The organism is Allobosea sp. GW823-FHT01F03 (assembly GCF_058798075.1).
In genome coordinates this window covers 2225273-2250678 of sequence record NZ_CM179505.1, presented here as the reverse complement: position 1 = coordinate 2250678, position 25406 = coordinate 2225273, and the positions used below count along the sequence as shown (strand labels likewise).

General features: G+C 67.9%; 21 protein-coding genes. 8 read left to right on the top strand and 13 right to left on the bottom strand.

The genetic code is table 11. From position 1 onward, the window contains the following. Positions 1 to 238: 238 nt before the first annotated feature. From AC3RCC_RS10600 to AC3RCC_RS10590, 3 genes are all read left to right on the top strand, one after another. Positions 239 to 1660: an FAD-binding oxidoreductase gene (locus AC3RCC_RS10600; protein WP_492258389.1), complete on the top strand. Its 1422-nt coding sequence runs from the start codon at positions 239 to 241 to the stop codon at positions 1658 to 1660. 60 nt (positions 1661 to 1720) lie between these two features. After that, positions 1721 to 2935 carry an MFS transporter gene (locus AC3RCC_RS10595; RefSeq protein ID WP_291646968.1) on the top strand — a complete coding sequence of 405 codons (1215 nt, stop codon included), beginning with the start codon at positions 1721 to 1723 and terminating at the stop codon, positions 2933 to 2935. Positions 2936 to 3096: 161 nt separating this feature from the next. Then, complete coding sequence (locus tag AC3RCC_RS10590) at positions 3097 to 4044, top strand: 50S ribosomal protein L11 methyltransferase (RefSeq protein WP_492258388.1); 948 nt, start codon at positions 3097 to 3099, stop codon at positions 4042 to 4044. A gap of 26 nt (positions 4045 to 4070) precedes the next feature. Here the strand turns inward: AC3RCC_RS10590 and AC3RCC_RS10585 are convergent, their stop codons facing one another. Then, on the bottom strand, positions 4071 to 4199 hold the full coding sequence (locus AC3RCC_RS10585) for a hypothetical protein (RefSeq protein WP_291636837.1): 129 nt from the start codon (positions 4197 to 4199) through the stop codon (positions 4071 to 4073). Positions 4200 to 4267: 68 nt separating this feature from the next. Then, complete coding sequence (locus AC3RCC_RS10580) at positions 4268 to 4510, bottom strand: hypothetical protein (RefSeq protein ID WP_291646970.1); 243 nt, start codon at positions 4508 to 4510, stop codon at positions 4268 to 4270. A 306-nt stretch (positions 4511 to 4816) separates the two neighbouring features. On the opposite strand from AC3RCC_RS10580, the gene AC3RCC_RS10575 reads away from it, so the two are divergent. After that, a complete protein-coding gene (locus tag AC3RCC_RS10575) occupies positions 4817 to 6661 on the top strand; it encodes an aminopeptidase P family protein (RefSeq protein ID WP_492258387.1) in 1845 nt (614 codons plus the stop codon). Positions 6662 to 6670: 9 nt separating this feature from the next. Here the strand turns inward: AC3RCC_RS10575 and AC3RCC_RS10570 are convergent, their stop codons facing one another. From AC3RCC_RS10570 to AC3RCC_RS10555, 4 genes are all read right to left on the bottom strand, one after another. Continuing rightward, a complete protein-coding gene (locus AC3RCC_RS10570; RefSeq protein ID WP_066471812.1) occupies positions 6671 to 6970 on the bottom strand; it encodes an AzlD family protein in 300 nt (99 codons plus the stop codon). Further along, a complete protein-coding gene (locus tag AC3RCC_RS10565) occupies positions 6967 to 7680 on the bottom strand; it encodes an AzlC family ABC transporter permease (protein ID WP_291636830.1) in 714 nt (237 codons plus the stop codon). Before AC3RCC_RS10565 ends, AC3RCC_RS10570 begins: the two co-directional genes overlap by 4 nt. A gap of 15 nt (positions 7681 to 7695) precedes the next feature. After that, entirely contained in the window at positions 7696 to 8559 is an 864-nt protein-coding gene (locus AC3RCC_RS10560; protein WP_291636829.1) for an AraC family transcriptional regulator, read from the bottom strand. Positions 8560 to 8657: 98 nt separating this feature from the next. After that, positions 8658 to 9872: an MFS transporter gene (locus AC3RCC_RS10555; protein ID WP_492258386.1), complete on the bottom strand. Its 1215-nt coding sequence runs from the start codon at positions 9870 to 9872 to the stop codon at positions 8658 to 8660. Positions 9873 to 9944: 72 nt separating this feature from the next. On the opposite strand from AC3RCC_RS10555, the gene AC3RCC_RS10550 reads away from it, so the two are divergent. Then, positions 9945 to 11000, top strand: coding sequence for an AraC family transcriptional regulator (locus AC3RCC_RS10550; RefSeq protein ID WP_291646975.1), 1056 nt, complete (start codon positions 9945 to 9947; stop codon positions 10998 to 11000). A gap of 82 nt (positions 11001 to 11082) precedes the next feature. Then, positions 11083 to 12312, top strand: a complete 1230-nt coding sequence (gene pepT, locus AC3RCC_RS10545; RefSeq protein ID WP_291646976.1) for a peptidase T — start codon at positions 11083 to 11085, stop codon at positions 12310 to 12312. A 110-nt stretch (positions 12313 to 12422) separates the two neighbouring features. Here the strand turns inward: pepT and ligA are convergent, their stop codons facing one another. Continuing rightward, a complete protein-coding gene (gene ligA / locus AC3RCC_RS10540; RefSeq protein ID WP_492258385.1) occupies positions 12423 to 14573 on the bottom strand; it encodes an NAD-dependent DNA ligase LigA in 2151 nt (716 codons plus the stop codon). Between the two features lie 194 nt (positions 14574 to 14767). Between ligA and AC3RCC_RS10535 the strand changes: the two genes are divergently transcribed. After that, positions 14768 to 15586 carry a DUF2189 domain-containing protein gene (locus AC3RCC_RS10535; RefSeq protein WP_492258384.1) on the top strand — a complete coding sequence of 273 codons (819 nt, stop codon included), beginning with the start codon at positions 14768 to 14770 and terminating at the stop codon, positions 15584 to 15586. Here AC3RCC_RS10535 and AC3RCC_RS10530 read toward each other — a convergent pair. Both AC3RCC_RS10530 and AC3RCC_RS10525 read right to left on the bottom strand, forming a co-directional pair. Further along, positions 15583 to 15996 (bottom strand): PepSY domain-containing protein, encoded by a 414-nt coding sequence (locus AC3RCC_RS10530; protein WP_492258383.1) that lies wholly within the window; start codon positions 15994 to 15996, stop codon positions 15583 to 15585. The two genes, AC3RCC_RS10535 and AC3RCC_RS10530, sit on opposite strands and share 4 nt — an antisense overlap. Before the next feature lie 380 nt (positions 15997 to 16376). Beyond that, positions 16377 to 18416 carry a DEAD/DEAH box helicase gene (locus AC3RCC_RS10525; RefSeq protein WP_492258382.1) on the bottom strand — a complete coding sequence of 680 codons (2040 nt, stop codon included), beginning with the start codon at positions 18414 to 18416 and terminating at the stop codon, positions 16377 to 16379. A 231-nt stretch (positions 18417 to 18647) separates the two neighbouring features. On the opposite strand from AC3RCC_RS10525, the gene aidB reads away from it, so the two are divergent. Further along, positions 18648 to 19466: an AidB family quorum-quenching N-acyl homoserine lactonase gene (gene aidB, locus AC3RCC_RS10520; RefSeq protein ID WP_492258381.1), complete on the top strand. Its 819-nt coding sequence runs from the start codon at positions 18648 to 18650 to the stop codon at positions 19464 to 19466. 5 nt (positions 19467 to 19471) lie between these two features. Here aidB and recN read toward each other — a convergent pair whose 3' ends face one another. From recN to ftsZ, 4 genes are all read right to left on the bottom strand, one after another. Continuing rightward, complete coding sequence (gene recN, locus AC3RCC_RS10515; RefSeq protein ID WP_291636812.1) at positions 19472 to 21160, bottom strand: DNA repair protein RecN; 1689 nt, start codon at positions 21158 to 21160, stop codon at positions 19472 to 19474. 113 nt (positions 21161 to 21273) lie between these two features. Next, positions 21274 to 22176 (bottom strand): outer membrane protein assembly factor BamD, encoded by a 903-nt coding sequence (locus tag AC3RCC_RS10510; protein WP_291636810.1) that lies wholly within the window; start codon positions 22174 to 22176, stop codon positions 21274 to 21276. Positions 22177 to 22350: 174 nt separating this feature from the next. Then, positions 22351 to 23301: a UDP-3-O-acyl-N-acetylglucosamine deacetylase gene (gene lpxC / locus AC3RCC_RS10505; protein WP_492258380.1), complete on the bottom strand. Its 951-nt coding sequence runs from the start codon at positions 23299 to 23301 to the stop codon at positions 22351 to 22353. Positions 23302 to 23619: 318 nt separating this feature from the next. Further along, positions 23620 to 25326, bottom strand: a complete 1707-nt coding sequence (gene ftsZ / locus AC3RCC_RS10500) for a cell division protein FtsZ (RefSeq protein ID WP_492258379.1) — start codon at positions 25324 to 25326, stop codon at positions 23620 to 23622. Between the last annotated feature and the right edge of the window lie 80 nt (positions 25327 to 25406).

The following is a 25406-nucleotide window of genomic DNA, read 5'->3' as shown; positions in this document are numbered from 1 at the left end:
CAGAAGGAGCGCATCTCGAAGGATGCTCAAGGAGGTTCGGAGACCGCCGGTCCATCCTTCGAGACGCCGCTGCGCGGCCCCTCAGGATGAGGGCCGAGGGAGGCAAACCGAACGCAATTCGGACACTTCCTCTCCCGATGCAGAGCGCTCATGCTGCATCGACTGTGGCCGAACGTGAAAAGCCGGTCGAAATTGCCGCAGCGCCACGCCGGCAACAGGCTCGGAAGTCGAGGACAATATGAACGCCCCTGCCGCCGAGACCGCCTCCTCGCGCCACCCGGAACTCGAGGGTCTGACCGCCGCTCTGCGCGAGCTGCTCGGCCCACGCTGCTCGACCTCGGAATCCGAGCGCGAGCATCATGGCCATGGCGAATCCTATCACCCGACCAAGGCGCCCGATGTCGTCTGTTATGCCCAGACCACGGAAGAGGTCAGCCGCATCCTTGCCCTCTGCCATCAAGCGAAGGTGCCGGTCATTCCTTTCGGCGCCGGCACCTCACTGGAGGGCCATGTCGTCGCGCTGCATGGTGGCGTCTGCCTCGACCTCTCGCGCATGCAGCGGATCATCGCGGTCAACACCGAGGACCTCGATTGCGTGATCGAGCCCGGCGTCACCCGCAAGCAGCTCAACGAGCATCTGCGCGACACCGGCCTGTTCTTCCCGGTCGATCCCGGCGCCGACGCGACGCTCGGCGGCATGACGGCGACGCGCGCCTCGGGCACCAATGCCGTGCGCTACGGCACGATGAAGGACAATGTCCTGGCGCTCACCGTGGTGCTCGCCGACGGCAGCGTGCTGAAGACGGGCGGGCGCGCCCGCAAATCCTCGGCCGGCTACGATCTGACGCGGCTCTTCGTCGGCTCGGAGGGCACGCTCGGCGTGATCACCGAGATCACCCTGAAGCTCTACGGCATCCCCGAGGCGAGCTCGGTCGCGGTCTGCTCCTTCCCGGATGTCGGCGCCGCCGTATCCTGCGCCATCGAGACCATCCAGAGCGGCATCCAGGTCGCCCGCGTCGAGCTGCTCGACGAGACCTGCATGCGCGCCATAAACCTGCATAACGGGCTGAGCTATCCCGAGACCGCGACGCTGTTCATCGAATTCCACGGCACGCAGGCCGGTGTCGAGCAGCAATCGGCGGCGATGCACGCCATCGCGCAGGTCCATGGCGGCAGCGGCTGGCGCCATGCCGCCAGCGCCGAGGAGCGCACCAGGCTCTGGCAGGCCCGCCACAATCTCCACTACGCCCTGCTCGCTCTGCGCCCCGGCGCCAGCAGCTGGGGCACAGATGCCTGCGTACCGATCTCCGAGCTCGCCACCTGCATCACCGAGATGAGGACGCATACCAAGGACGCGCCCTTCCCGGTGCCGGCGCTCGGCCATGTCGGCGACGGTAATTTCCATATGGGCTTCCTGATCAGGATGGATTCACCCGCGGAGATCGCCGAGGCCGAGCGGTTCAACGCCCTTCTGGTCAATCGCGCCATCGATCTCGGCGGCACCTGCACCGGCGAACACGGCGTCGGCTATGGCAAGTCGAAATTCCTGCGCCGGGAATATGGCGACGAGGCCGTCGCGGTGATGCGCCGGATCAAGCAGAGCCTCGACCCCGACAACATCCTCAACCCCGGCAAGGTCCTGCCGGCCGCGTCGCCGTGAGACCTCCAAGATCCGACAGCCAAGGTCCGACAATCAAGACCCGGCAGACATGACGCGACCATGAAGGAGCCTCCAGCGACACCGGGCTGGGTCAGCGCCCTCACGGCGATGATCGTCGTGCAGATGGCGACCGCCTTCCTGACGCGGGTGACGCCGACCATCGCGCCAGCCATGTCGGCGGAGCTCGGCTGGTCCGACGCCGTGATCGGCTATCTCTCTAGCATCAGCACGGTCGGCTCGATCGCCTTTCTGGTAATGGGCGCGCCGATCATGAGGCGCTTCGGCTCGATACGCGCCCTGCAGCTCGGCCTCGCCCTCGGCATTTTCGGGCTCTGCTTCCTGCTGCCGCCCTTGCTGCCGGTGGCAATGGCTGGGGCCTTCCTGATCGGGCTCGGCTATGGCCCATCCTCGCCGGCTGGCAGCGACGTCCTCCACCGCATCGCCCCGCCCCGGCATCGCAGCCTGATCTTCTCGCTGAAGCAGGCTGGGGTTCCGGCCGGCGGCATCGTCGCCGGCCTCGCTTTGCCGCCGCTGGTCACCGCCTATGGCTGGCGCGCCTCGCTGCTGTTCTCGGCCGCACTGGTGGTGGCCGTCATCCTGGTCGTGCAGCCGATGCGCCGCCGTCTCGATGCCGGACGCGATCTGGGGCAGTCACTGGCGCCGCGCGCCTTCTTCTCGCTCGGCAATGTGCTGGAACCGCTGCGGGCGCTGCGCGGCTCGACCTCGGTGATGCGGATCGCCGCTGTCGGCGCCTGCCTCGCCCTCGGCCAGGGCATCTGGTTCGCCTATCTCATCACCTTCGCGGTGTCCGAGCTCGGCTACGACCTGCGCGCCGCCGGCCTCGCCTTCGCCGTTATGCAGGCGACCGGGGTGTTCGGCCGCGTGCTGCTCGGCTGGATCGCCGACCGGATGCGCGACGCGACGCGCCTGCTCGCCATCGTCTGCCTCGCTTCCGGCGCAACCTCGCTCCTGCTGATGCTGGCGACACCCGCCTGGCCGTCCTGGCTGCTCTATGCACTGGCGGCAGTGGCGGGCGTCACGGTCTCCAGCTGGAACGGCGTACAGATCGCCGAGATCGCCCGGCGCTCGCCGAGCGGGCTGATCCGCGAAGCGGCCTCGGGCGCGACCATCGTCGTCTTCCTCGGCTATGTCGTGGGTCCCTCGTCCTTCGCGCTGCTCGTCGCCGCGACCGGCCGCTTCGACCTCGGCTTCCTCGTCTGCGCCGCAGCCGGGCTCGCCGGCTTCCTGCTGCTGGCGACCAAGCGAGGCGCCTGACACGTCTCCGAGTGCGCGGCTGCATGACAAGCCGCCGATGGGCTGCGAGATCGCCGCGCGTCCGTACGGACCTGGTTACGGCGATCTATCTTTTTGTTATCGCATCGGAGTTTTCCGAAAAGTGGATTCCACTTTTCGGTCCGATGCTATAAGCCCGCGCCATGCGTGAAGGCCTCCTCCCCTCGACGGTCACGACCGTTCTCGAACTCTCGACCAGCGGCGAGCAGGCGCGCGCCCTGACCGAACTGCTCGGCGAGATCTTCGACCCGACTGAGACCGCGATCTCCGCCTTCGAGGTCGAGAGCGGCGTCACCACCCTGTCGCTGAACGAGCCCTGGAAGGTCGAGATCTATTTCTCCAGCCATCCGGATGAAGAAGCAGTGCGCGACCTGCTGCGACCGATCGTCGGCACGGTCATCGACGGCACCCCGTTCACCACCGTCAGCCAGCAGGACTGGGTCGCCAACAGCCTCGAAGGGCTGAAGCCGGTACGTGCCGGCCGCGTCCTGGTCCACGGCGCCCATGATCGCGACACCGTGCGCATCAACGATGTCGCGATCGAGATCGAGGCCGCGCTCGCCTTCGGTACCGGCCATCACGGCACTACCTCGGGCTGCCTGCTCGCCCTCGATGCCGAATTGAGGAAGCGGCGCCCGCGAAACGCCATCGATGTCGGTACCGGCACCGGCATCCTGGCACTGGCGCTGGCCAAGCAGATCAAGCGCAAGGTTGTCGCCGGCGATATCGACGCCGTCGCCGTCGAGGTCGCGGCGCGCAATGCACGTCTCAACGATGCCCCGCAGGCGCTCGACCTTTATGTCGCGCCCGGGCTGCGCCATGCCAAGGCGAACCGGTCCCGGCGCTTCGATCTGGTCTTCGCCAACATCCTGGCCGGGCCGCTGCGCAAGCTCGCGCCCTCGATCGCCACGGTTCTTTCCGATGACGGCGTCGTCATCCTCTCGGGCCTGCTCGAAATGGATGTCGCCGGCGTGGTTTCGGCCTATCGCCACCAGGGCATCGCCCTCGCCCGGCGCTCATCGCGCGAGGGCTGGGCGACACTGGTCATGAAAAGAGGCGGCGCAGCCGCCAGGCCACGCCGCCTCTATTAGGCCGTCTGCTTCGAGCGCTGTCGCGCTCAGAAGTCGATATGGCCGTACTTCTCTTCCGCCTGCGCCTGCATGACACGCGCATCGTGCCAGACGGCGGCCGCGAACTTGGCGGCATCGGCAATGCTCTCGTAAACGTACTTGATCACAGCGATCATGGTCTTTCTCCTCGATCAGGGCGCGGCGCGTATCGCAGCCTGCGCACCGGGATTCAGCGGATGGAACTTCAGCGGTTGAACGGCAGCTCTGCGTCGTTCTGCAGCGAAGCTTTCGGATAGCCGCCGAGGATCAGCTCGGACTCGCGGGCGAGGTACGAATAGGCGCGCAGCTCGCGCATCGCCGAGCGGCGGCGGCTTTCGATCATGGCGGCATAGAGGCGCTGCCAGAAGCTCGGGCCGGCGGCCTTCTTGGTCGCCTCGGTGCGCGTGGCTACCGGCAGGTCCGTGGTGGTGTTCAGCACATAGGTCATAGGGTCCATCTCCTCAGCAAAACGAAGGACAGTCCCGGTCGCTTCCTCGTTCTCTTATGACTGCAAGATGGGCCTTCTTCGCACTTGCGAGAAGATATGTTCGCATATGCACAACATGCAAAAAGCGCATAACAAAATCCGAGAGCCGTTAATCATTGCAAAATATTGCATAACGAACCGACAGAGCGCCCAATCGGAAGTCAGCCGGAGCCTGCCGCATGGGCGCGGCGAAAATGCCGGATTTGCACTGGCTTTTGACTTGCTGGCACGCCAGCATGGCCGGATATCGCAGCTTCCGGACCCGACATGACCGCCTCGATCCCCGCCAAGGCCTCCGCTCCCCACTTCCAGTCCTTTTCCGAGCCGAGCGATCCCTCGCAGGTCGCGCCCCGGGTCGCGGCCCTGCGTGCGGCCCTCGCGCGCCAGGGGCTGGGGGGCTTCGTCGTGCCGCGCGCCGACGAACACCAGGGCGAGTACGTTCCTGCCCATATGGCGCGCCTCGCCTGGCTCAGCGGCTTCACCGGCTCGGCCGGCAATGTGGTGGTTCTGGCCGACAAGGCCGCGCTGATCGTCGATGGCCGCTACACCATCCAGTCCGCCGAGCAGACCGACACCGCCGTGATCACCCCGGTCAGGATGGAGGAGACGCCGCTCGACAAATGGGTCGCGGCGAACCTGCCTGCCGGCGGCAGGCTCGGCTATGATCCGTGGCTGCACACGGTCGACGGCGTCGCGAAACTGGAAAAGGCGGTGGCAGCCGCCGGCGGCGAGCTCGTCGCGGTGACACCGAATCCGATCGATGCGCTCTGGAGCGACCGCCCTGCCCCGCCCTCGGCGCCGGTCAAGGCTCACCCCGCCGCTTATGCCGGCGAGAGCGCCGCGAGCAAGCTCGCCCGCATCCAGGAGGCGCTCGGCAAGGACAAGGTCGATGCGCTCGTCCTCTCGGACCCGCACGCGCTGGCCTGGACCTTCAACATCCGCGGCGGCGATGTCGAGCACACGCCGCTGCCGCTCGGCTACGCCATCGTGCCGCGCGAGGGCCGGCCGACCGTTTTCCTTTCGCCGGAGAAGATCACCAACGAGGCCGGCGACGCTATCGGCGCGCTCGGCGAGATCGCCCCGCCCCAGGCGCTGGAGGAGCAGCTCAAGGCGCTCGGCGCGGGCAAGGCCAAGGTCAGGCTCGATGCGGCGACGGCCGCGGCGGCGCTTGCGACTCTGATCCGCGAGGCCGGCGGCGCGCCGGAAGCCGGTGCCGATCCGGTCGCGCTGATGAAGGCCCGCAAGAACGAGGCGGAGCTCGACGGCGCCCGCGCGGCGCATCTGCGCGACGGCGCCGCCATGGCCCGCTTCCTCTCCTGGCTCGCACGCGAGGCGCCGAAGGGCGGCCTCACCGAGATCGACGCGGTCGCGGCACTGGAGGCCGAGCGCCGCGGCACCGGCCTGCTCAAGGACGTCTCCTTCACCACCATCGCCGGCGCGGGACCGAACGCCGCCCTGCCGCATTACCGCGTCACCGATTCGAGCAACCGGGCGATCGAGCCCGGCATCTTCCTGGTCGATTCAGGGGGGCAATACGAGGACGGCACCACAGATATCACCCGCACCATGGCGGTCGGCGAGCCCAGCCCGGAAATGCGCGACCGCTACACCCGCGTGCTCAAGGGCCATATCGCGATCTCGCGCGCGGTCTTCGTCAAAGGTACTTCGGGTGCGCAGCTCGACGCGCTCGCACGCCTGCCGCTCTGGCAGGCCGGGCTCGATTTCGACCATGGCACCGGCCATGGCGTCGGCAGCTATCTTTCGGTGCACGAGGGGCCGCAGCGCCTCTCCAAGCTCGGCACCACGCCGCTCGAGCCCGGCATGATCCTCTCGAACGAGCCCGGCTACTACAAGGAGGGCGCTTACGGCATCCGGATCGAGAACCTGATCGTGGTCGAGGAGCGCTCCATCCCCGGCGGCGACCGCACCATCTACGGCTTCGAGACGATCACCTGGTGCCCCTATGAGCGCGCCCTGATCGAGCCGGCGCTGCTCGACGCAGGCGAGCGCGCCTGGATCGACGCCTATCATGGCGAGGTCTGGGCGAGGATCGGCCCGCTGGTCGAAGGCGAGACCAAGACCTGGCTGGAGCAGGCCTGCCGGCCGCTCTGACGGCCTGCCTCAGAACAACGCCCTGAGCCCGACCACGGTCGCGACGCCCACGGCGACGACGCCGAGCAGCGGCAGCCGCGTCGCAGCGAGGCCCGAGACCAGCGCCGCGACCGTCTCGATCCAGCCGGTCGCCAGCGCGCTCGGCGCGATCACCGCGATCAGCACAGCCGGCGGGATCGCGTCGAAAGCGGCCTGAGCTCGCGGCGTCAGGTTGAGCCGGCCGACCAAAGCGAGCCCGGCGATGCGGGTGAGATAGGTCACCAGCGCCATGCCGAGAAAGGCGGCGAGATTGATCGGGTCGAGGCTCATTCGGCCGGGCTTTCGAGGGGTTGTGCAGCGCTTTCGCTGCCGGCGGCGATCCAGGCGGCGGCAAGGCCGCTGAGCGCACCGGCCAGCACATGCCAGGGCGGGCCGGCGAAGCGATAGGCCAGCGCCGAGGCGATGCCGGCCGAAGCCACCGTCCAGGCTGTCACCCGCCCCTTCCAGAAGGCGGCGACCAGCGCGATGAACAGCGCGGTGAAGGCGAAATCGGCGCCATAGCGCTTGGGGTCGCCAAGCGCGGCGCCGATGATCGCACCGGTGGTCGAGGTCAGCAGCCACAGGCAGACGAAGGGGATCGCCATCGCGAACCAGTAGACCGGCGTGATCGGGTGGCTGCGCGCCCGCTTCTCGGCCAGCGCCCAGTTCTCGTCCGCCATGTAGTAGAGCCCGATGAAGGTCTGCGTCCGCGAGAAGCCGGAAAGTTTTGGCGCCAGCGACGCGCTCATCAGGATATGACGGGCATTGATCAGCGCCGTCGAGAACACCAGCGCCAGGATCGGCGCCGGGCTCGCCCAGAGCTCGACTGCGGCGAACTGGGCGCCACCGGCGAAGACCAGCGCGCTCATCGCGAAGACCTCGAGCGGCGACAGGCCCTTGCCGGCCGCGAGCGCGCCAAACAGGAAGCCGATCGGCACCGCGGCCAGCGCCGCCGGCCAGATATCGCTGAGCCCTGCGCGGGCTTCATCGGTCCAGGACATTGCTTTGGAATCCGTTCAGGCGAGATGGGCGGCGCGGAAGGCGCCCGGCGTCACGCCGAGCCGCGCCTTGAAGGCGCGTGTCAGATGGGCCTGGTCGCAGAATCCTGTGGCGGCGGCAACCGCTCCCGGCGCATCGCCGCGGCGCAGGCGCTCGCGGGCGCGCCGGACGCGGATGTCGACGAGATAGGCATGCGGCGTCAGCCCGGTCTCGCGGCGGAAGGCACGGATCAGGTGATGGCGCGGCAGGCCCGAGCGTCTCGCCAGCTCGGCCAGCGAGAGGTCCTCGTCATAACGCTGCTCCAGCATCTCTCGCGCCTGCGCGATCGGCCCGCTCTCCCGCCCGACCCCGCGCACCGTCAGATCGGCATGGCGAGCGAGGCACCAGCCATAGGCGCGCAGCAGCCCTTCCTCGCCGGCGAGCGCGTCGCCGCCTTCTTCCAGCACGCGGTGAGCGGCGCCGAAGAGCGCCGCCCCTTCCGGGTCCCACACGGTCGGCTCGGGAAAGAACGGCGTGCCGATATCGTTGCGGCCGGTCAGCGAGGCCGCGACCTCGCGCATCAGCTCGACCGTCGGATAGCTCATCCGGTAGCGATAGCCGCCCTCGCTGGGAGAGCCGTCATGGACGTCGAGCGGCTGGTTGAAGACGATGTCGCCAGGGCCGGCATAGAGCTTGCGGCCGCGCGCGTGCCAGATCTCGCAGCCGATCTCGATCGTGCCGATCGCATAGGTGTCGTGGACATGCGGGGCATAGGCGTGGGTGCGGAAGGTCGCCGACAGGAACTCCAGCCCGTCGAAGCGACGCGCCGTGAACAGATGCGCCCGCTCCCCCGCCTGGAGCGGGCTCTGTTCCAGCGCCTCGCCCTGTGTGATCAGATCCATGCCGCAAGATAGAGCGTATGCCGGCTTCCGTGTCTTGAAGAAAAGTGATGGCGACGATCACGCGAGCGTCGCCATCCTCGCTTTGCCTCACCGGTTGTTCAGGGACGCGGCGGCTCCTTGCCCGCGACGAGCACCAGCACCGCACCGGCGAGCGTCGCGGCCGCCATGTAGCCGATCGGCCCCCAGCCGCCGACATGGTCGACCAGCAGTCCGCCGAGGACGGCGCCGCTCGCGATCGCGACCAGGAAGGCGGCGGTCAGGAGCCCGCTCGCCGCTTCGGCATGGTCGGCCGCCGTGCGCACCATCCAGCTCTGGAAGCCGACCGGCGCGAAGCCGAAGGCGAAGCCCCAGAGAGCCACCGCGATGCCCGCGACAATGGGCGAAGATCCGAACAGGAGCATGGCCAGCGCCAGGACAGCCGTCGCCAGCGCGAAGGAGACGATGGCAAGCTTGACGCCCCGCGCCACGACCGCCCCGCCCGCGAAATTGCCGATGACGTTGCCGAAGCCATAGCCGAGCAGGACGAAGGTGATCGCCGTGACGCCGAGCTGTGGAACCTGTTCGAGGAACGGCCGGATATAGGTGAAGCCGGTGAACTGACCCGAGATCGTCACCAGGACGGAGATCAGCATCAGGCGCACGCTCGGCCGCGCGAGCAGCACCGCCAGCGTCTCCAGCCGCGGCACCGTCTGCGACGGCAGCCGCGGCATGGTCGTCAGCAGCGCCAGCAGCGCGACGCCGGCAAGTCCGGCAGAAAGCACGAACACCATCCGCCAGCCGAGCAGCGCGTCGAGATAGGCCCCGAGCGGCCCTGCCCCGATGAAGGCTGCCGAGACGCCGGCCGAAATGATCGCCAGCGCCCGCGGCACGGACCTTGCCGGCACGAGCCGCAGCGACAGCGCCGGAGCCATCGACCAGAATCCACCGAGGCTGAGGCCGAGCAGAAAGCGCGCCGCCAGCAGCATCGCATAGCCATTGGCCAAGGCGGTGGTCAGGCTGGACAGCGCTAAAAGGAACATCAGCGCCCACAGGACGAGGCGCCGGTCGAAACGGCTGGTGACGATCGGCGTGAAGATCGCGGCGACGACGCCGACCAGCGAGGTCACCGTGACGGTCTGCCCGGCTGCGCCGATGCTGATCGACAGATCGGCCGCAATCGAGGTCAGGACGCTGGCCGGCAGGAACTCGGCGCTGACCAGGGCGAAGACGCCCATGCCGAGCGCGAAGACCGCGGGCCAGGCGGCAATGCTGCGTTCATCGGGCGCGATGCCGACGAGTTGGGGATCGGCTGTGGCTGACAAGGAATCCGACATGGGTCGCTCCGGAAAGATCGGACACCGGAGTTAGGCGTGACGACCTGGAGCTTCCATGTTAGGAAATCCACAATGCTTGACCATTCGTCCAGAACCCTATCGGCCGATCCGTTGACCGAGATGCTGCGCGGCTTGCGGCTCGAAGGTGTCGACTACGCCCGCTACCAGATGACCACCCCCTGGTGCCTGCTGTTTCCCGCACAGGCCGCAGCGCGCTTCCATTTCATGGCCGAGCATGGCTGCTGGCTGCGCACGCCCGAGGGCGACTGGGTCAGGCTCGAGCAGGGCGACGCCGTGCTGATGCCCCGCGGCGCCGAGCATGTGCTCGCCAGCGCCCCCGGCGCCTCGGCGACGCCGCTTGGACACTGCACCTTCCGGCCATGCTGCGGCGAGATCGCCGAGGCGCGGGGCGGCGGCGCAGAAGCAAGCGCCGACAGCGAAGCGACGCTGTTCTTCAGCGCCAGCCTCTGCTTCAACGTCGACGCCCAGCACCCGATGCTCAGGATGATGCCGGAGCTGATGTGGGTGCACGAAATGGCGGTGCACGAGCCGGCCATCCCGCCGCTCCTGACCACCATGGCCTGCGAGCTCACGCTCGAGCGGGTCGGCGCCGGCGGCATCCTGACGCGCCTTGCCGATGTCGTCGCCGCGGCGCTGATCCGCTCCTGGGTCGAGCGCGGCTGTGGCAGCGCCACCGGCTGGGTCGCCGCCGCCCGCGATCCCGATATCGGGCGCGTCCTCGCCGCGATCCATCTCAATCCGAGCGAGGACTGGACGGTCGATGCGCTGGCCAAAGTGATGCACGCCTCGCGCTCGGCCTTCGCCGAGCGTTTCGCTGCGATCGTCGGCGAGACGCCGGGCCGCTATGTCGCCCAGGTCAGGATGCATCAGGCGAGGCAATGGCTGGTGCGCGACCGAATGAAGATCGCGGTGGTCGCTCGCCGTCTCGGCTATGATTCGGAAGCCTCGTTCAGCCGCGCCTTCAAGCGGGTCATCGGCAAGCCGCCGAGCCATTTCCGCCATGCCGAGCCTCCGATCCCCGCGACCCGGCCGATCGAAGCCTCCCCTGCCGGAGGGTTGCCCGTCATTGCGAAGAGCGAAGCGACGGAGCAGTCCAGGGAAGCATAGAGCACTGCCGCTCCCGGATCGCTTCGCTTACGCTCGCAATGACGGACATGATCCGAAGATCCGCGAACGAGTACCGACGACCATGAGCATTCGCCAGCAGCTGATCGAGCGCTTCTTCCGCTATCTCTCCGTCGCGAGCCAGAGCGACGCCAAGGCGGTGACGCTGCCGAGCACGCCGGGCCAGCAGCGCCTCGCCGAGCTGCTCGCCGACGAATTGCGAACGCTCGGCCTCGAAGACGTCGTGCTCGACCGGCACGCCACCGTCACGGCGCGAAAGCCCGGTACCGTAGCCGATGCGCCGAAGATCGGCTTCATCGCCCATCTCGACACCTTCGATGCCGGGCTCTCGCCCGAGATCCGGCCGCAGATCCTGCGCTTCGAAGGCGAGGACCTCTGCCTCAACCGCGAGCAGGACATCCGGCTGCGCGTCGCCGAGCACCCGCAATTGCGCGACTGGGTCGGCGCGGAGATCATCACCGGCGACGGCACCAGCGTGCTCGGCGCCGACAACAAGGCGGCGATCGCGGTGATCATGACCCTGCTCGCCAATCTCGGCCCGCAGGACGCCCATGGCGACATCTTCGTCGCCTTCGTGCCCGACGAGGAGATCGGCCTGCGCGGCGCCAAGGCGCTCGACCTGTCCCGTTTCGCCTGCGACTTCGCCTATACGATCGACAGCTGCGAGCTCGGCGAGGTCGTGATCGAGAATTTCAACGCCGCCGCGGCCGAGATCACCCTCACCGGCGTCAGCGCCCATCCGATGTCGGCCAAGGGCGTGCTGGTGAACCCAGTGCTGATGGCGCAGGACTTCATCGCCCGCTTCGACCGGGCTGAGACACCGGAGAACACGCAGGGGCGCGAGGGCTATGTCTGGTTCAACAGCATCACCGCCAATCCGAGCGAGGCGAAGCTGGGCGCGCTGATCCGCGACTTCGACAAGGAGGGCTTCGCGGCACGCAAGCGCCGGATCGGCACGGTCGCGGCCGAGATCGCCGCACTCTATCCGACCGGCCGCGTCGAGTGCCTGATCACCGACACCTATGGCAACATCCATGACAGCCTCGGGCAGGACGAGCGCCCGGTCGCGCTGCTATTTTCCGCGCTGGAGGCGTTGCAGATCCGGAAGAAGCAGATCCCGATGCGCGGCGGCACCGATGGCGCCGCGCTCTCGGCGCGCGGCCTGCCGACGCCGAACTTCTTCACCGGCGCCTATAATTTCCACTCGCGCTACGAATTTCTGCCGGTCCCGGCCTTCGAGAAGTCCTACGAGGTCGCGCGGATGATCTGCTCGCTGGCGGCGGGGCGCGGTTAGGCGGCATTTCCCGTCATGGTCGGGCTTGTCCCGACCATCCACGTCTTCATTCGGGCAGCGCGGTGTTCAAGACGTGGATGCTCGCCACGAGGGCAAGCATGACGGCCGCATTACCCTCCCACCAGCTCGAACCAGCCGGCTTCGTCGATCACCTTGACGCCGTGTTTGGCGGCATCCTTGAGCTTCGAGCCGGCGCCCGGCCCCGCCACCAGCAAATTCGTCTTCGAGGAGACCGAGCCGGCGACCTTGGCGCCGAGCCGCTCGGCCATCGCCTTGGCCTCGTCGCGGGTCATCCGCTCCAGCGCCCCGGTGAAGACGACGATCTGGCCGGCGACCGGGCTCGAGGAGGCGACCTCTTCCAGCGGCTGCGGCGCGACCTGCGTCAGGAGCCGCGCCAGCATCTCCTGATTATGGGCTTCGGCGAAGAATTGCAGCAGCGCCTCGACCACGGTCGGGCCGACGCCGTCGATCGCGTCGAGTGCCGCGCGCTCCTCGCTTTCGGGGGCCTCGGCGGCAAGGCAGGCGGCCTGCAGGGCTTCGAAGGAACCGTAATGTCGCGCCAGCAGCCGTGCATTGGTCTCGCCGATATGGCGGATGCCGAGTCCGAAGATGAAGCGGTTGAGCGGCGGCTTGCGCCGGTCCTCGATCGCCTCGAACAGCTTCTTCGTGCTGGTCGTGCCGAAGCCTTCCTTGTCCTTGAGCTTCTTCAGGTTCGCCTGATCGCGCTCAGCCAGCGTGAAGATATCGGCCGGTTCCTTCACTGGCAGATCGGGATCGGCGTGGAAGAACTCGATCTGCTTGTCGCCGAGCCCGTCGATGTCGAGCGCGTCGCGCGAGACGAAATGCTTGAGACGCTCGACCGCCTGCGCCGCGCAGATCAGCCCGCCGGTGCAGCGGCGCACCGCATCCTCCTTGCCCGAGCGCGGATTATGCTCGCGCACCGCATCCGAGCCGCAGACCGGGCAGCTCGTCGGAAACTCATAAGGCTTCGCATCGGCCGGACGCTTCGAAAGATCGACCGCCTCGACGCGCGGGATCACGTCGCCAGCCCGCTTCACCGTGACGGTGTCGCCGATGCGGATATCGCTGCCGCCGCGGATCGTCTCGCCCTTCGAATCGAAGCCGCGGATGTAGTCCTCGTTGTGCAGCGTCGCATTGGTGACGACGACGCCGCCGACCGTGACCGGCTTCAGCCGCGCCACCGGCGAAAGCGCCCCGGTCCGGCCGACCTGGATGTCGATGGCTTCCAGCACCGTGGTCGCGAGTTCGGCCGGAAACTTGTGCGCGATCGCCCAGCGCGGCGCGCGCGCGACGAAGCCGAGCCGCGCCTGCAGTGCCAGTTCGTCGACCTTGTAGACCACGCCGTCGATATCGTAGCCGAGCGTCGCCCGCTGCGCCTCGATCAGCCGGTAATGCGCCAGCAGCTCGTCCACGCTCCCGCAGCGGACCATCAACGGATTGGTGCGAAATCCCCAGCGCGCGAAGGTCTCGACCATGCCGAGCTGGGTCTCCGCCGGCAGGACCGGCATCTCGCCCCAGGCATAGGCGAAGAAGCGCAAGGGGCGCGAGGCGGTGATCGAGACATCGAGCTGGCGAAGAGAGCCGGCGGCGGCATTGCGCGGATTGGCGAACTCCCGTTCCTCCTTCTCGCGCTGGCGCTGGTTGATCGCGGCGAAGTCGGCATGGCCGAGATAGACCTCGCCACGCACCTCGGCGACTTCCGGAACGTCGTTGCCCTTCAACCGCTGCGGAATCTCGACGATCGTGCGGGCGTTCGCCGTGACGTCCTCGCCCTCCTCGCCATCGCCGCGCGTCGCAGCGCTGACGAGCTCGCCCTTCTCATAGCGCAGGGAGAGCGAAAGCCCGTCGATCTTGGGCTCGGCGGTGAAGGCGATCGGCTGGTCGTCCTTGCGGCCGAGGAAGCTGCGCACCCGCGTGACGAAATCGCTGACATCCTCGTCGGAGAAGGCATTGCCGAGCGAGAGCATCGGCACGCGATGGCGGATCTTGGCGAACTTGCCCGACGGCCTGGCACCGACCTTGTCCGAGAGCGCCTCGGCACCCTTCAGCTCGGGAAAGGCACCTTCCAGCGCATCGAGCCGCCGGCGCTTCTCGTCATAGACGGCGTCGTCCAGGATCGGGGCATCGTCCTGGAAATAGGCGCGATCGGCCGCGGCGATCTCGGCGGCGAGCAGCTTGTGCTCGGCACGCGCCGCTTCGGGCGTCAGGTCTTCGACGGGGGTGGGAACATTGGCAGCCATATCGCTGTTCTAGAGCAGGGGCCAGCCCCTGCGAAGCTCCCCTTGTCACGTTTCCGCTCGTCGATTTGTGACAGGAGCCCTCTGGGTGTAAGCTCGCCGCGCTGACAATTGGATGCTCGACGCCTCAAGGCTCTCGAACCAGGGATTACGTCAGGGCCACCGAGGCGAACCGGGCCGGAACCGGAATGATCGCCATGGCCGATATCAACAGCACCCACCCGCACCCCAATATGAGTTCCATGCACGCCACCGGGCCCGCCGAGGCTTTGCCCGTCCGTGCGCTGACGCTCGGCGACATCGGCGACGCGCTGCGGCGCGGCTATGCCGACTTCATGGCGCAGCCGAGCCATCTGCTCTTCCTCGCCCTGATCTATCCGGTGGCCGGCATCGTCATCGCCCGGCTGACCGTGAGCTACAACATCTTCCCGCTGCTCTTCCCGCTGCTCGGCGGCTTCGCCCTGCTCGGGCCCTTCGCCGCGGTCGGTCTCTATGAAATCAGCCGCCGCCGCGAGCTCCACATCAACTCGTCCTGGCTTCATGCCTTCGCCGTGCTGAAATCCCCGGCGATCCGGCCGATCGCGACGCTCGGCGGCCTGCTGACCGGACTGTTCATCGCTTGGCTGCTCAGCGCCTGGCTGCTCTATCGCTGGCTGATGGGCAGCCTGCCGCTGACCTCGGCCGAGAGCTTCCTGGTGCCGCTCTTCACCACCGTGAACGGTTGGACGCTGATCATCGTCGGCAATGCGCTCGGCCTGCTCTTCGCCATCACCGCCTTCTCGCTGACCGTCGTCTCCTTCCCGCTGATGCTGGACCGGCATGTCGACATCGGCACCGCCGTGCGGACTTCGATCGCTGCGGTCGAGGCGAGCCCGCGCGCAATGATGTGCTGGGGCCTGACGATCACCGCGCTGCTGGTGCTCGGCACCTTGCCGGTGCTGGTCGGGCTGATGGTGGTGATGCCGATCCTCGGCCATGCGAGCTGGCACATCTACCGCAAGGTCGTGCCGCGCTAGCGTCGTCCCCGAGCGCGCAGGCAATCGGGAAGGATCGGAACCCGGTCCTTCGAGAGCGTGCGCCGGGGCGACGGCCGCCTCTTATTTGCAAAAGAAGTTCGGCGGCCGACGCTCAGCCGGTCACTCCGCGGCGAACCGGTCACGGGGTCGATCTTGACCTCGACCTTCGAGCCGTCGGTCTTGAAGTACTCGATCTCCCAGTAGCCGTTGCTGTCCCAATCCACCTCCTTGATGCTCGCAAAACCGCTGACGGCCTCGATGCCGGCGACGATCTGGGACAGGGGCTTGGCGTTCGAAGGAGGGGCGGCGACGGCCGGACCGACCGCGAGAGCAAAGGCGAGCAGCGCGCCCGCGGCCATGGATTGAGTTCGCATCGACATCTCCTGCGCCAAGGACAGCGGAGCGACCAACGAGCGGCCACTCCGCCACGAACTTCGAGCCATCGGGTGACGAAAGCACGGCGACAAATTGCATCAGGCGAGGCGCGCTCGCTCTACGGGCGGGGAACAATGGCGCGCGAAAGCGCGTTCTCTAACGGCTGCGGCAGGCACGCCGCAGCCTGATGCCGCGCCGGAGCGGCTTGACGCAACCAACGGGGGGTTCCGCCATGAACAACATCATCTACATCGTCGGTCTTGTCGTCGTCGTCCTCGCGATCCTGTCCTTCCTCGGCCTGCGCTGAGCACCGGACCGAAAGTGGAATCCGCTTCCTGCGGCCTCTAGATCGCCCGCGCGCGTCCGATAGGACGCTCGGCGATCTGGAGACCGGGAAGGACTAGGACGAAACGGCTCAACGATCGTCGCGACGCGGCTTCTTGCCCGCAAACGGCTTTTTCGCGCCGAAGGGCTTCTTGTCGGCGAAGGGCTTCTTCTCGCCAAACGCCTTCTTGGCTCCGAACGGCTTCGCACCGCCGAAATCCCGCTCGCCATGCTTCGGCTTGCCGGCGAACGGCTTGCCGCCGCGCGGGAACTCCGCCGCATCGGCCGGCGGCTCGCGATCGCGACTGACCGGATCGTAGGTTTCGCGAGTATTCTCCCGGCCGAACGGCTTGCCCTTGCCTTCATAAGGCTTGCGGAAGCCGCGCTCAGCCGGCGCATCGTCACGCCGCGGCGCCTTGCCGTGGTGCGCCTTCTCGGCGAAAGGCTTTGCCGGCCGGCGCTCTTCCTCGCCCGTGACCAGCTCGATCACGACCCTGTCGCGGTCGGGAGCGCTCGTCAGCGAGGCGAAGCGCTCGGCGACATCAGCATCGATCTCGACCTTGGTCTCCTTGTCGAAGATCCGGATCGCCCCGACCTCGTCGCGGGTGATCTTGCCGCGCCGGCATAGCATCGGCAGCAGCTGGCGCGGATCGGCGCCGTCCTTGCGGCCGACATTGAGGCGGAACCAGACCGTGTCGCCACGCGGCCCGGCCTTGCGCGGGGCATCCGGATCGGCATTGTCGAAACGCGGCCCGGCGCGGTCGCGCGGTCTGGCATAGTCCTCGGGCGCACGCAGCGCGCGCCCGGCCTCGCGGCCGAAACCGGGGTCGCCGACTTCCTCGGTCGCCGGCAGGCGCGAGCGATAGACCCTGACCAGCGCCGCGGCGAGCTCATTGGCCGAACGCCCGGCGAGCAGCGCCTCGATCATCCCGGCATCGTCCTCGCCCGGCTCGCCGGAGAGCAGCGGATCCTGCAGCAGGCGCTCCTGGTCGAGCGCGCGGATCTCGTCCTGGCTCGGCGGGCCGCCCCAGAGAGCCTGCACCCCGGCGGCGCCGAGCAGCATCTCGGCCTTGCGACGGCGCGAAGGCGGCACCAGCAGCACGCTCGTGCCTTTGCGCCCGGCGCGCCCCGTGCGGCCGCTGCGGTGCTGCATCACCTCGGGATCGTTCGGCAGCTCGGCATGGATCACCAGGGTCAGCCCCGGCAGGTCGATGCCGCGCGCCGCGACGTCGGTCGCGACGCAGACGCGGGCACGCCCATCGCGCAGCGCCTGCAGCGCCGAGTTGCGTTCGCTCTGGCCGAGTTCGCCCGAAAGCGAGACCGCCGCAAAGCCGCGCTCGAGCAATGCGGCCTCGAGATGGCGCACCGCATTGCGGGTGTTGCAGAACACCAGCGCGCAGGCAGCGTCATGGCAGCGCAGCAGGTTGACGACCGCGAGCTCGGCCTCCTTCGGATAGACCCGGACCGCCTTGTATTCGATGTCGGCATGGCCACGATCGGCTCCGGCGACCTCGATGCGCAGAGCGTCGCGCTGATAGCTCTTGGCGAGCGCGATGATCGCCTTGGGCAGCGTCGCCGAGAACAGCAGGCTGCGCCGGTCCTCGGGAGCGGTCTTCAGGATGAATTCGAGATCATCGCGGAAGCCGAGATCGAGCATCTCGTCGGCCTCGTCGAGCACGACCGCGCGCAGCTCGGAGACGTCGAGCCGCCCCCGCTCGATATGATCGCGCAGGCGGCCGGGCGTGCCGACCACGATATGAGCCCCCTCGTCGAGCAAGGCGGCCTCGCGACGCGGATCCATGCCGCCGACGCAGGAGATCACGCGGGCATTGGCCTGCTGGTAGAGCCAGTTCAGCTCGCGCTGGACCTGGAGCGCCAGCTCGCGCGTCGGCGCGATGATCAGTGCCAGCGGCTTGCCGGCGCGGCCGAGCGTTTCGGCGCCCTCAAGCAGCGTCTCGCCGATGGCGAGCCCATAGGCCACGGTCTTGCCCGAGCCGGTCTGCGAGGAGACGAGCAGGTCGCGCCCGGCCGCCGCGGCTTCGAGAACCGCGTTCTGGACCGGCGTCGGCTCGCTGTAATTGCGTTCGGCGAGCGCACGCGCGAGCGGCGCACTCGTGGAGATGAAGGACATCGATGTCAGGCCTTAGATTGCAGCTGGCGGGTGGGCAGCACGCAGAACGAGGGGCGGCGCCGGACGCGGCACCGCGATATTGCGCTGCACATAGAGGAAATCGCGGGAAAAGGGAATGCAGCATCGGCTCATCCCGTATGCGGCCGCGGAGACCGGCCATGCCGACAGCGCCGCTGTCGGCGGCGAGAGCCACGTGATCTAAGCAGAATGCATCGGAGGGGGCCAGTGAACATGAGCGAGACTTGGCGGCGTTTCGGCCCCTATGACGTGCTCATCCTGGACGATGGCGTCTTCGAGGCGCCGCTCGATGTCCTGATCCATGCCGGAGGCGAAGCCGCTCGCGACGGAGCCGTGATGCGCTGGGCCAAGCCGAAGGTCCGCATCCCCGTCAACTGCTTCGCCCTGAAGGGCGCCGACGGCATCACGCTGATCGATGCCGGCACCGGCCCTTCCTGGGGCGAGGCGATGGGTCATGCGCCCGCCGCCATGACCAAGGCAGGCATCGTTCCCGAACAGGTCGAGCGTGTCCTGATCACGCATCTTCACGGCGACCATGCGCTCGGCCTGTTCGACGGCGAACGCGCCCGTTTTCCGAAAGCCGAGATCATCGTGCCCGAGGCGGATTTCGTCTTCTTCGGAGACGAAGGCAATCGCGCGCAGACACCACAGAACCGGCAGGGAGGCTTTGCAATCACCGCAGCGGTGAAGAGGCACTATGGCGACCGCATCCATTCCGTCCCGGCAGGTAGCGTGCGGCCCGGCATCACGCTGATCCCTCTCCCCGGCCACACCGCCGGCCATAGCGGCTATCTGATCGAGGGCGAAGAGAGCCTGCTGCTCTGGGGCGATGCGCTGCATCTCTCCGATCTGCAGGCCAGCGATCCAGATATCGGCTTCATCTACGACTTCGACGCCGCCACTGCCCGTGCCTCCCGCGGCGCGATCCTCGCACGCGCCGCTCGCGAAGCCTGGATTGTCTCAGGCGGTCATATCGAAGGTTTCAGGCGTGTCGTCGAAAAGAAGCCCGGATACGACTTGGTCCCGGCCTGAAGACCTCAGCCGCGTATCCCGGCAGCGGCGAGCAGCCTTGCCGCCGCCGCCCTCGCCTCCTCGGTGATCGACGCCCCGGCGAGCATGCGGGCGATCTCCTCGCGGCGCGTCTCCACTTCCAGCGGCGTGACGCGGGTGACCGTGCGCTCCTTGGCGTCCTCGCCCGCCTGCGCCGATTTGGCGATCAGGAAATGTCGTCCTGCCTTGGCCGCGACCTGCGGCGCATGCGTCACCGAGACCACCTGCACCCGGGCCGCCAGCCGCGCCAGCCTTTCGCCGATCGCATCGGCGACGGCGCCACCGACCCCCGTATCGATCTCGTCGAAGACCAGAGTCGGCGCCGAGCCGCGCTCGGCCAGCACGACCTTCAGCGCCAGCATGAAGCGCGAGAGCTCGCCGCCGGAGGCGAGCTTCATCATCGGGCCCGGCCGCGTGCCCGGATTGGTCTCGACCCAGAACTCGACGCGGTCGAAACCTTCCGGCCCGCGCGCTTCGGGATCGCTGTCGATCTGGGTGATGAAGCGGGCTCGCTCCAGCTTCAGCGGCGGCAGCTCGACCTTGACGGCTGCATCGAGTGCGGAGGCGGCACGAACCCGGCCGGCAGACAACGCGGTCGCACCGGCGATATAGGCGGCTTCCGCTTCGGCCAGTTCCGCCTCGAGCCGCTTCAGCGAGCCCTCGCTCTCGTCGAGGGCCGCAAGATCGGCCGCCATGGTCTCGGCCAGCGCCGGCAAGGCATCGACCGGCACGTCGAATTTCCGCGCCGCGGCGCGCAGGGCGAACAAGCGCTCTTCGACCCGTTCGAGCACGCGCGGATCATATTCGGCCGCGCGCATCGCCACCGCGAGCGCCTCGCCCGCCTCTTCCAGCGCCACGATCGCGGTGTTCAGCGCCGCCGTCGAGGGATCGATCAGGCCCGGCGCCTGCACGGCGCGGCGCTCGAGCCGGCGCAGCACGCCGGACAGGCCCGGAACCGGCGAGGCGCCACCGCCGACCGCCTCATAAGCCTCGGCGATATCGCGCGCGACCTTCTCGGCCTGCATCATGCCCTGCCGCTGAGCCGCCAGAGCCTCCTCCTCGCCCGGCTCTGGCGCGAGCTTGCCGAGCTCGGCGACGGCGTGGCGCAGGAAATCCGCTTCCTTGCGCGCGGTCTCGACCCGCATGCGCTGACTCTGCAAGGCCTGGCGGGCACGCTTCAGCACGTCGCTGGCCTGCGCGACCTCGCCGGCCTGCCGCGTCAGCTCGCCGAAACCGTCGAGGATCGATCGATGCTGGGCCGGGTCGGTCAGCGCCCGGTCGTCATGCTGGCCATGGATCTCGACCAATGCCGCGCCGACCATGCGCAAAATCTGGACGCTGACCGGCTGATCATTGATGAAAGCCCGGGTCCGCCCGTCGGCATATTGCACCCGGCGCAGGATCAGATCGCCATCGGTGTCGATCTCCTGCGCCTGCGCCAGCGCTCGCGCGGGATGACTGAGCGGCAGATCGAAGACGGCACTGACCTGGCCCTGCGTCTCGCCGTGGCGGACGAGGCCGCCATCGCCGCGCCCGCCGAGGGCGAGCGAGAAACCGTCGAGCAGGATCGATTTGCCAGCGCCGGTCTCGCCGGTGAGCACGCTGAGCCCGTCATGAAAGGCCAGATCGAGCCGGTCGATCAGAACGATGTCGCGGATCGAGAGCTGGGCGAGCATGATGCGGACTCAGCCGGTGCGCAGATGCGGGGCGCGGCCGCCGGAAGCGGACCGTAGCGAAAGCCGAGCGGACGGGGCGTGCACGGCAAGGCCGTTTCCGCGCGCCCGCGGGTTCAGCGGATCAGGCCGGTGACGGTGCGGCTGAAACCGCTGAACAGCCGGCTGATATAGGAGCCGCGATCTTCGCGCGGCTGCAATCCGCCGCTTTCGAGGAGCGAATAGGCGTCCTTGTACCAGGGGCTGTCGGGGAAATTATGCCCCAGCACCGCCGCAGCCGTCTGCGCCTCATTGGTGATGCCGAGCGCCATATAGGCTTCGGTCAGGCGCATCAGCGCCTCCTCGACATGGCGCGTCGTCTGGTACTTGGTGATGACGTCGCGGAAACGGTTCACGGCGCCGGCATAATTGCGCTTCTCGAGATAGAAGCGGCCGACATTCATCTCCTTGCCGGCGAGCTGGTCGCGCGCGACCAGCATCTTCTCGCGCACGTCGACGACGTATTCGGACTTCGGATAGCGGTCGAGCAACTCCTGCATCGCCCGCAGCGCCTGCTCCGTCCGCTCCTGGTCACGCGTCGCATCCGGGATCTGGTTGAAATAGGACATCGCTAGGATGTACTGCGCGTAAGCCGCGTCCGGGCTCGCCGGGTTCTGCGCCAGGAAGCGCTTGGAAGCGGTGATCGCGTCGTCCCAGCGGCTCGCCTGATAGTTCGAATAGGCGGTGAGAATCAGACCCTTGCGCGAATAGGGCGAGAACGGCGCCTGCTTGTCGATCTCCTCGAACTTCTTGCTCGCGCCTTCGCTGTCGCCGTTCTGGAGTCGTGCCAGGCCCTCATTGTAGAGTTTGTCGGCCGGCACCGTCGGCAGCACTTCGGGCTTGTAGACTTCCGGGCGGTCGAACGGATTGATCGAGCTCAGCGTGTCGCAGCCGCCGAGCGCGGCCGCCAGCGAGAACACGAGCGCGAGCCGCTTGCCGCCGCCCGCCATTTCGCCGGTATTGAATGTCTTCAGCCGCATGACGCTCACTTCATCCGTCCTTCAGCGCCGCTTTCGAGGGCGGGCGAAAATGGCTTTACTCCAGAAGTCGCCATTTCGCCAACCATGAAGGGCGCTTCATGCAATGCAATCGGCGCCGTGCTTCCGACAGGAAACCGGCGAATGCAAGGCGTGGCGTCGTTCAGTCGCCGATTTTCAGTGCAGATCGGGCGCAAGAGCCGCCGGCATCGGCACGCTGGCCGCCATCTGGACGGCGCGCGGCGCGTAGACCGGCTCGGCCTCGACGATCGCGTAATTGGCGCGATCGGCAAAGAGTGCCTCGAGGATACGGATGTTCATCCGGTGGCCGCCGCAATAGGAGCGGAACTCGCCGAGCATCGGGTAACCGGCCAAAGAGAGATCGCCCACCGCGTCGAGCACCTTGTGGCGCACGAACTCGTCGGCATAGCGCAGGCCGTCAGGATTGATCACCTTGTCGTCGCCGATGGCGACGGTGTTGTCGAGCGAGGCGCCGAGCGCGAAGCCGGCCTTCCAGAGCTGCTCGACATCACGCATGAAGCCGAAGGTGCGGGCGCGGGAGATCTCGCGGGCATAGGCCTCCGGATCGAGATCGAAAATCTTGCGCTGACGGCCAATGGCGGAGGTGTCGAAATCGATCTCGACATCGAGCCGGAAACCCGATTCGGCGGGCGACAGCTCGGCGAAGGCGCGGCCGTTCTCGACGCGGACCGTACGCAGCACCTTGAGATAGCGGCGGGCAGCGCCGAGCGCGACGATTCCGGCCGCCTCGATCGCCTTGACGAACTCGGAGGCGCTGCCGTCCATGATCGGCATTTCCGGACCGTCGATCTCGACCAGGACATTGTCCAGCCCCAGACCGGCGCAGGCCGACATCAGATGCTCGATGGTGGCGACCGAACCGGAAGCCTGCTCGCCGACCACGGTGCAGAGCTCGGTGGCGCTGACCTTGTTGTGGCGGGCGTGGATCAGCTGCTCATGGCCGCCTTCGAGCCCCTTGCGGAGGAAGACGACACCGGTATTGGCGGCAGAGGGGCGCAGGCACAGGCAGGCGGGAGCTCCCGAATGAACGCCGATGCCCTCAAGGGTCACGGGCGAGCGAAGGGTCGTCTGCCGGTCAGCCATCATACTCTTATCCGATCCTTAGCGCGACGATCCAGCCCGGCGCCTGACGGCGCCACCAATCTGGTGATCGATCGCGGTTCCCTTGAAACGAAGGATCCAGAGCATGGCCCCGAATCCGTCTTCCCCGGTGTTGCCCTGCAAGATAAGCGCAGGAGGCGGGGCTTCAAAATCACGCTTTCTTTCGCTCTGTAACAGGATTCAAGGAGCGCCAAAAACCTAACCATCCAATTGATGTACATGGTTTTTTTGACGTTAAAAAAAGCCCGGCGCAAGCTTGCGCCGGGCTCGTTGTTTAAAACCGGTCCCGAGACCAGCGCGAGCTCAGCTCGACTGGCGACGCAGGAAGGCCGGGATCTCCAGATGATCGTCCTCGGCGGGACGGCTCGGAGCGGCGCGGCCGAGCGGATCGAGCTGGCCCTGAGCCGGGCGAGAGGCCTGCGGCGCGGCCGGACGGCGCATGAACTCGGCATGAGCCGCGCTCGGCGGCGCCACCGGCGCCGGCGGCACCGAACGCGGTGCTGGCGCCGGAGCCTCGGCGACCTCCTCCTCCTTGCGGCCGAAGCCGACGGAGGCCAGGCGCTGCATCAGCGACATCCGCTTCTGGTCGGCGGAGACGGCCGGCGGCGGCGCGGCCACGGCGGCGCGGGTCTGCGCGATCTGATTCTGCGCCGGCAGCGGCAGGTCCTCAATCCGCGGCATGCGGGTCGGCCGGATCACGGCGCGCTCCGGCGCGGGCGGAATGAAGCTGTCTTCCAGATGCGGCAACTCGGCCTCGATCGGCGCGGGGGCGGGCATGGGCGGCGCGACCACAGCCTGGCGCGGCTGCACCGGCTCGATGCGGACATCGGCGGCGAAGCTCGGCGCGGCCTGGCGAACCGGTTCCGGCGCCAGCGGCAGGCGAAGTTCCGGGGCCGGCTCCGGCTGTGGCACGGCGGCCGGCATCGGGACAGCGTTCGTGCGGATATTGGGAACCGCAGAGCGCAGGCGCGCCTCGGCCTTCAGCCGCTCGGCCACTTCGGCGATGCGCGCCTCGGTCGCGTCGACCTCGGCCTGCGAGCTTACCGGCTTGTCGATCCCGGTCGCGACGACCGAGACGCGGACGGTGCCTTCGAGCGCCTCGTCGAAAGTCGCGCCGACGATGATGTTGGCCTCGGAATCGACCTCCTCGCGGATGCGGGTGGCGGCCTCGTCGACCTCGTAGAGCTTCATGTCGCGGCCGCCGGTGATCGAGATCAGCAGGCCCCGCGCACCCTTCATCGAGACATCGTCGAGCAGCGGGTTGTTGATCGCGGCCTGGGCGGCGGACAGCGCGCGCTTCTCGCCCTGCGCCTCGCCGGTACCCATCATCGCCTTGCCCATGCCGCGCATCACGGCGCGGACGTCGGCGAAGTCGAGATTGATCAGGCCGGGACGGACCATCAGGTCGGTGATGCAGGCGACGCCCGAATAGAGCACCTGGTCGGCCATGCCGAAGGCGTCGGCAAAACCGGTGTTCTCGTTGGCGACACGGAACAGGTTCTGGTTCGGGATGACGATCAGCGTGTCGACGGCTTCGTTGAGCTCGCCGATGCCGGCCTCCGCCATGCGCATGCGGCGGTGACCTTCGAACTGGAACGGCTTGGTGACGACGCCAACGGTGAGGATCCCCATATCGCGGGCGACACGGGCGATGGCCGGGGCCGCGCCGGTGCCGGTACCGCCGCCCATGCCGGCGGTGATGAAGACCATATGGGCGCCGGCGAGGTGATCGCGGATCTCGTCGGCGACCTCCTCGGCCGCCGCGCGCCCGACCTCCGGCTGTGAGCCGGCGCCGAGGCCTTCGGTGACCTGCAGGCCCATCTGGATGATCCGCGGAGCGCGCGACAGCGCCAGGGCCTGGGCATCGGTGTTGGCACAGACGAAATCGACCCCGTCGAGGCCGGCCTCGATCATGTTGTTCACCGCGTTGCCGCCGGCGCCGCCGACGCCGAACACGGTGATTCGGGGCTTCAGTTCCCGGATGTCCGGGGCTTGCAGATTCATCGCCATGATTGCCTCTTTCAAATTTCCGTCCGGTCCCTGGCGGGCGCCGTCCCGTATTCCACGCCAGGGGCCGCGGCCCCGTTTCT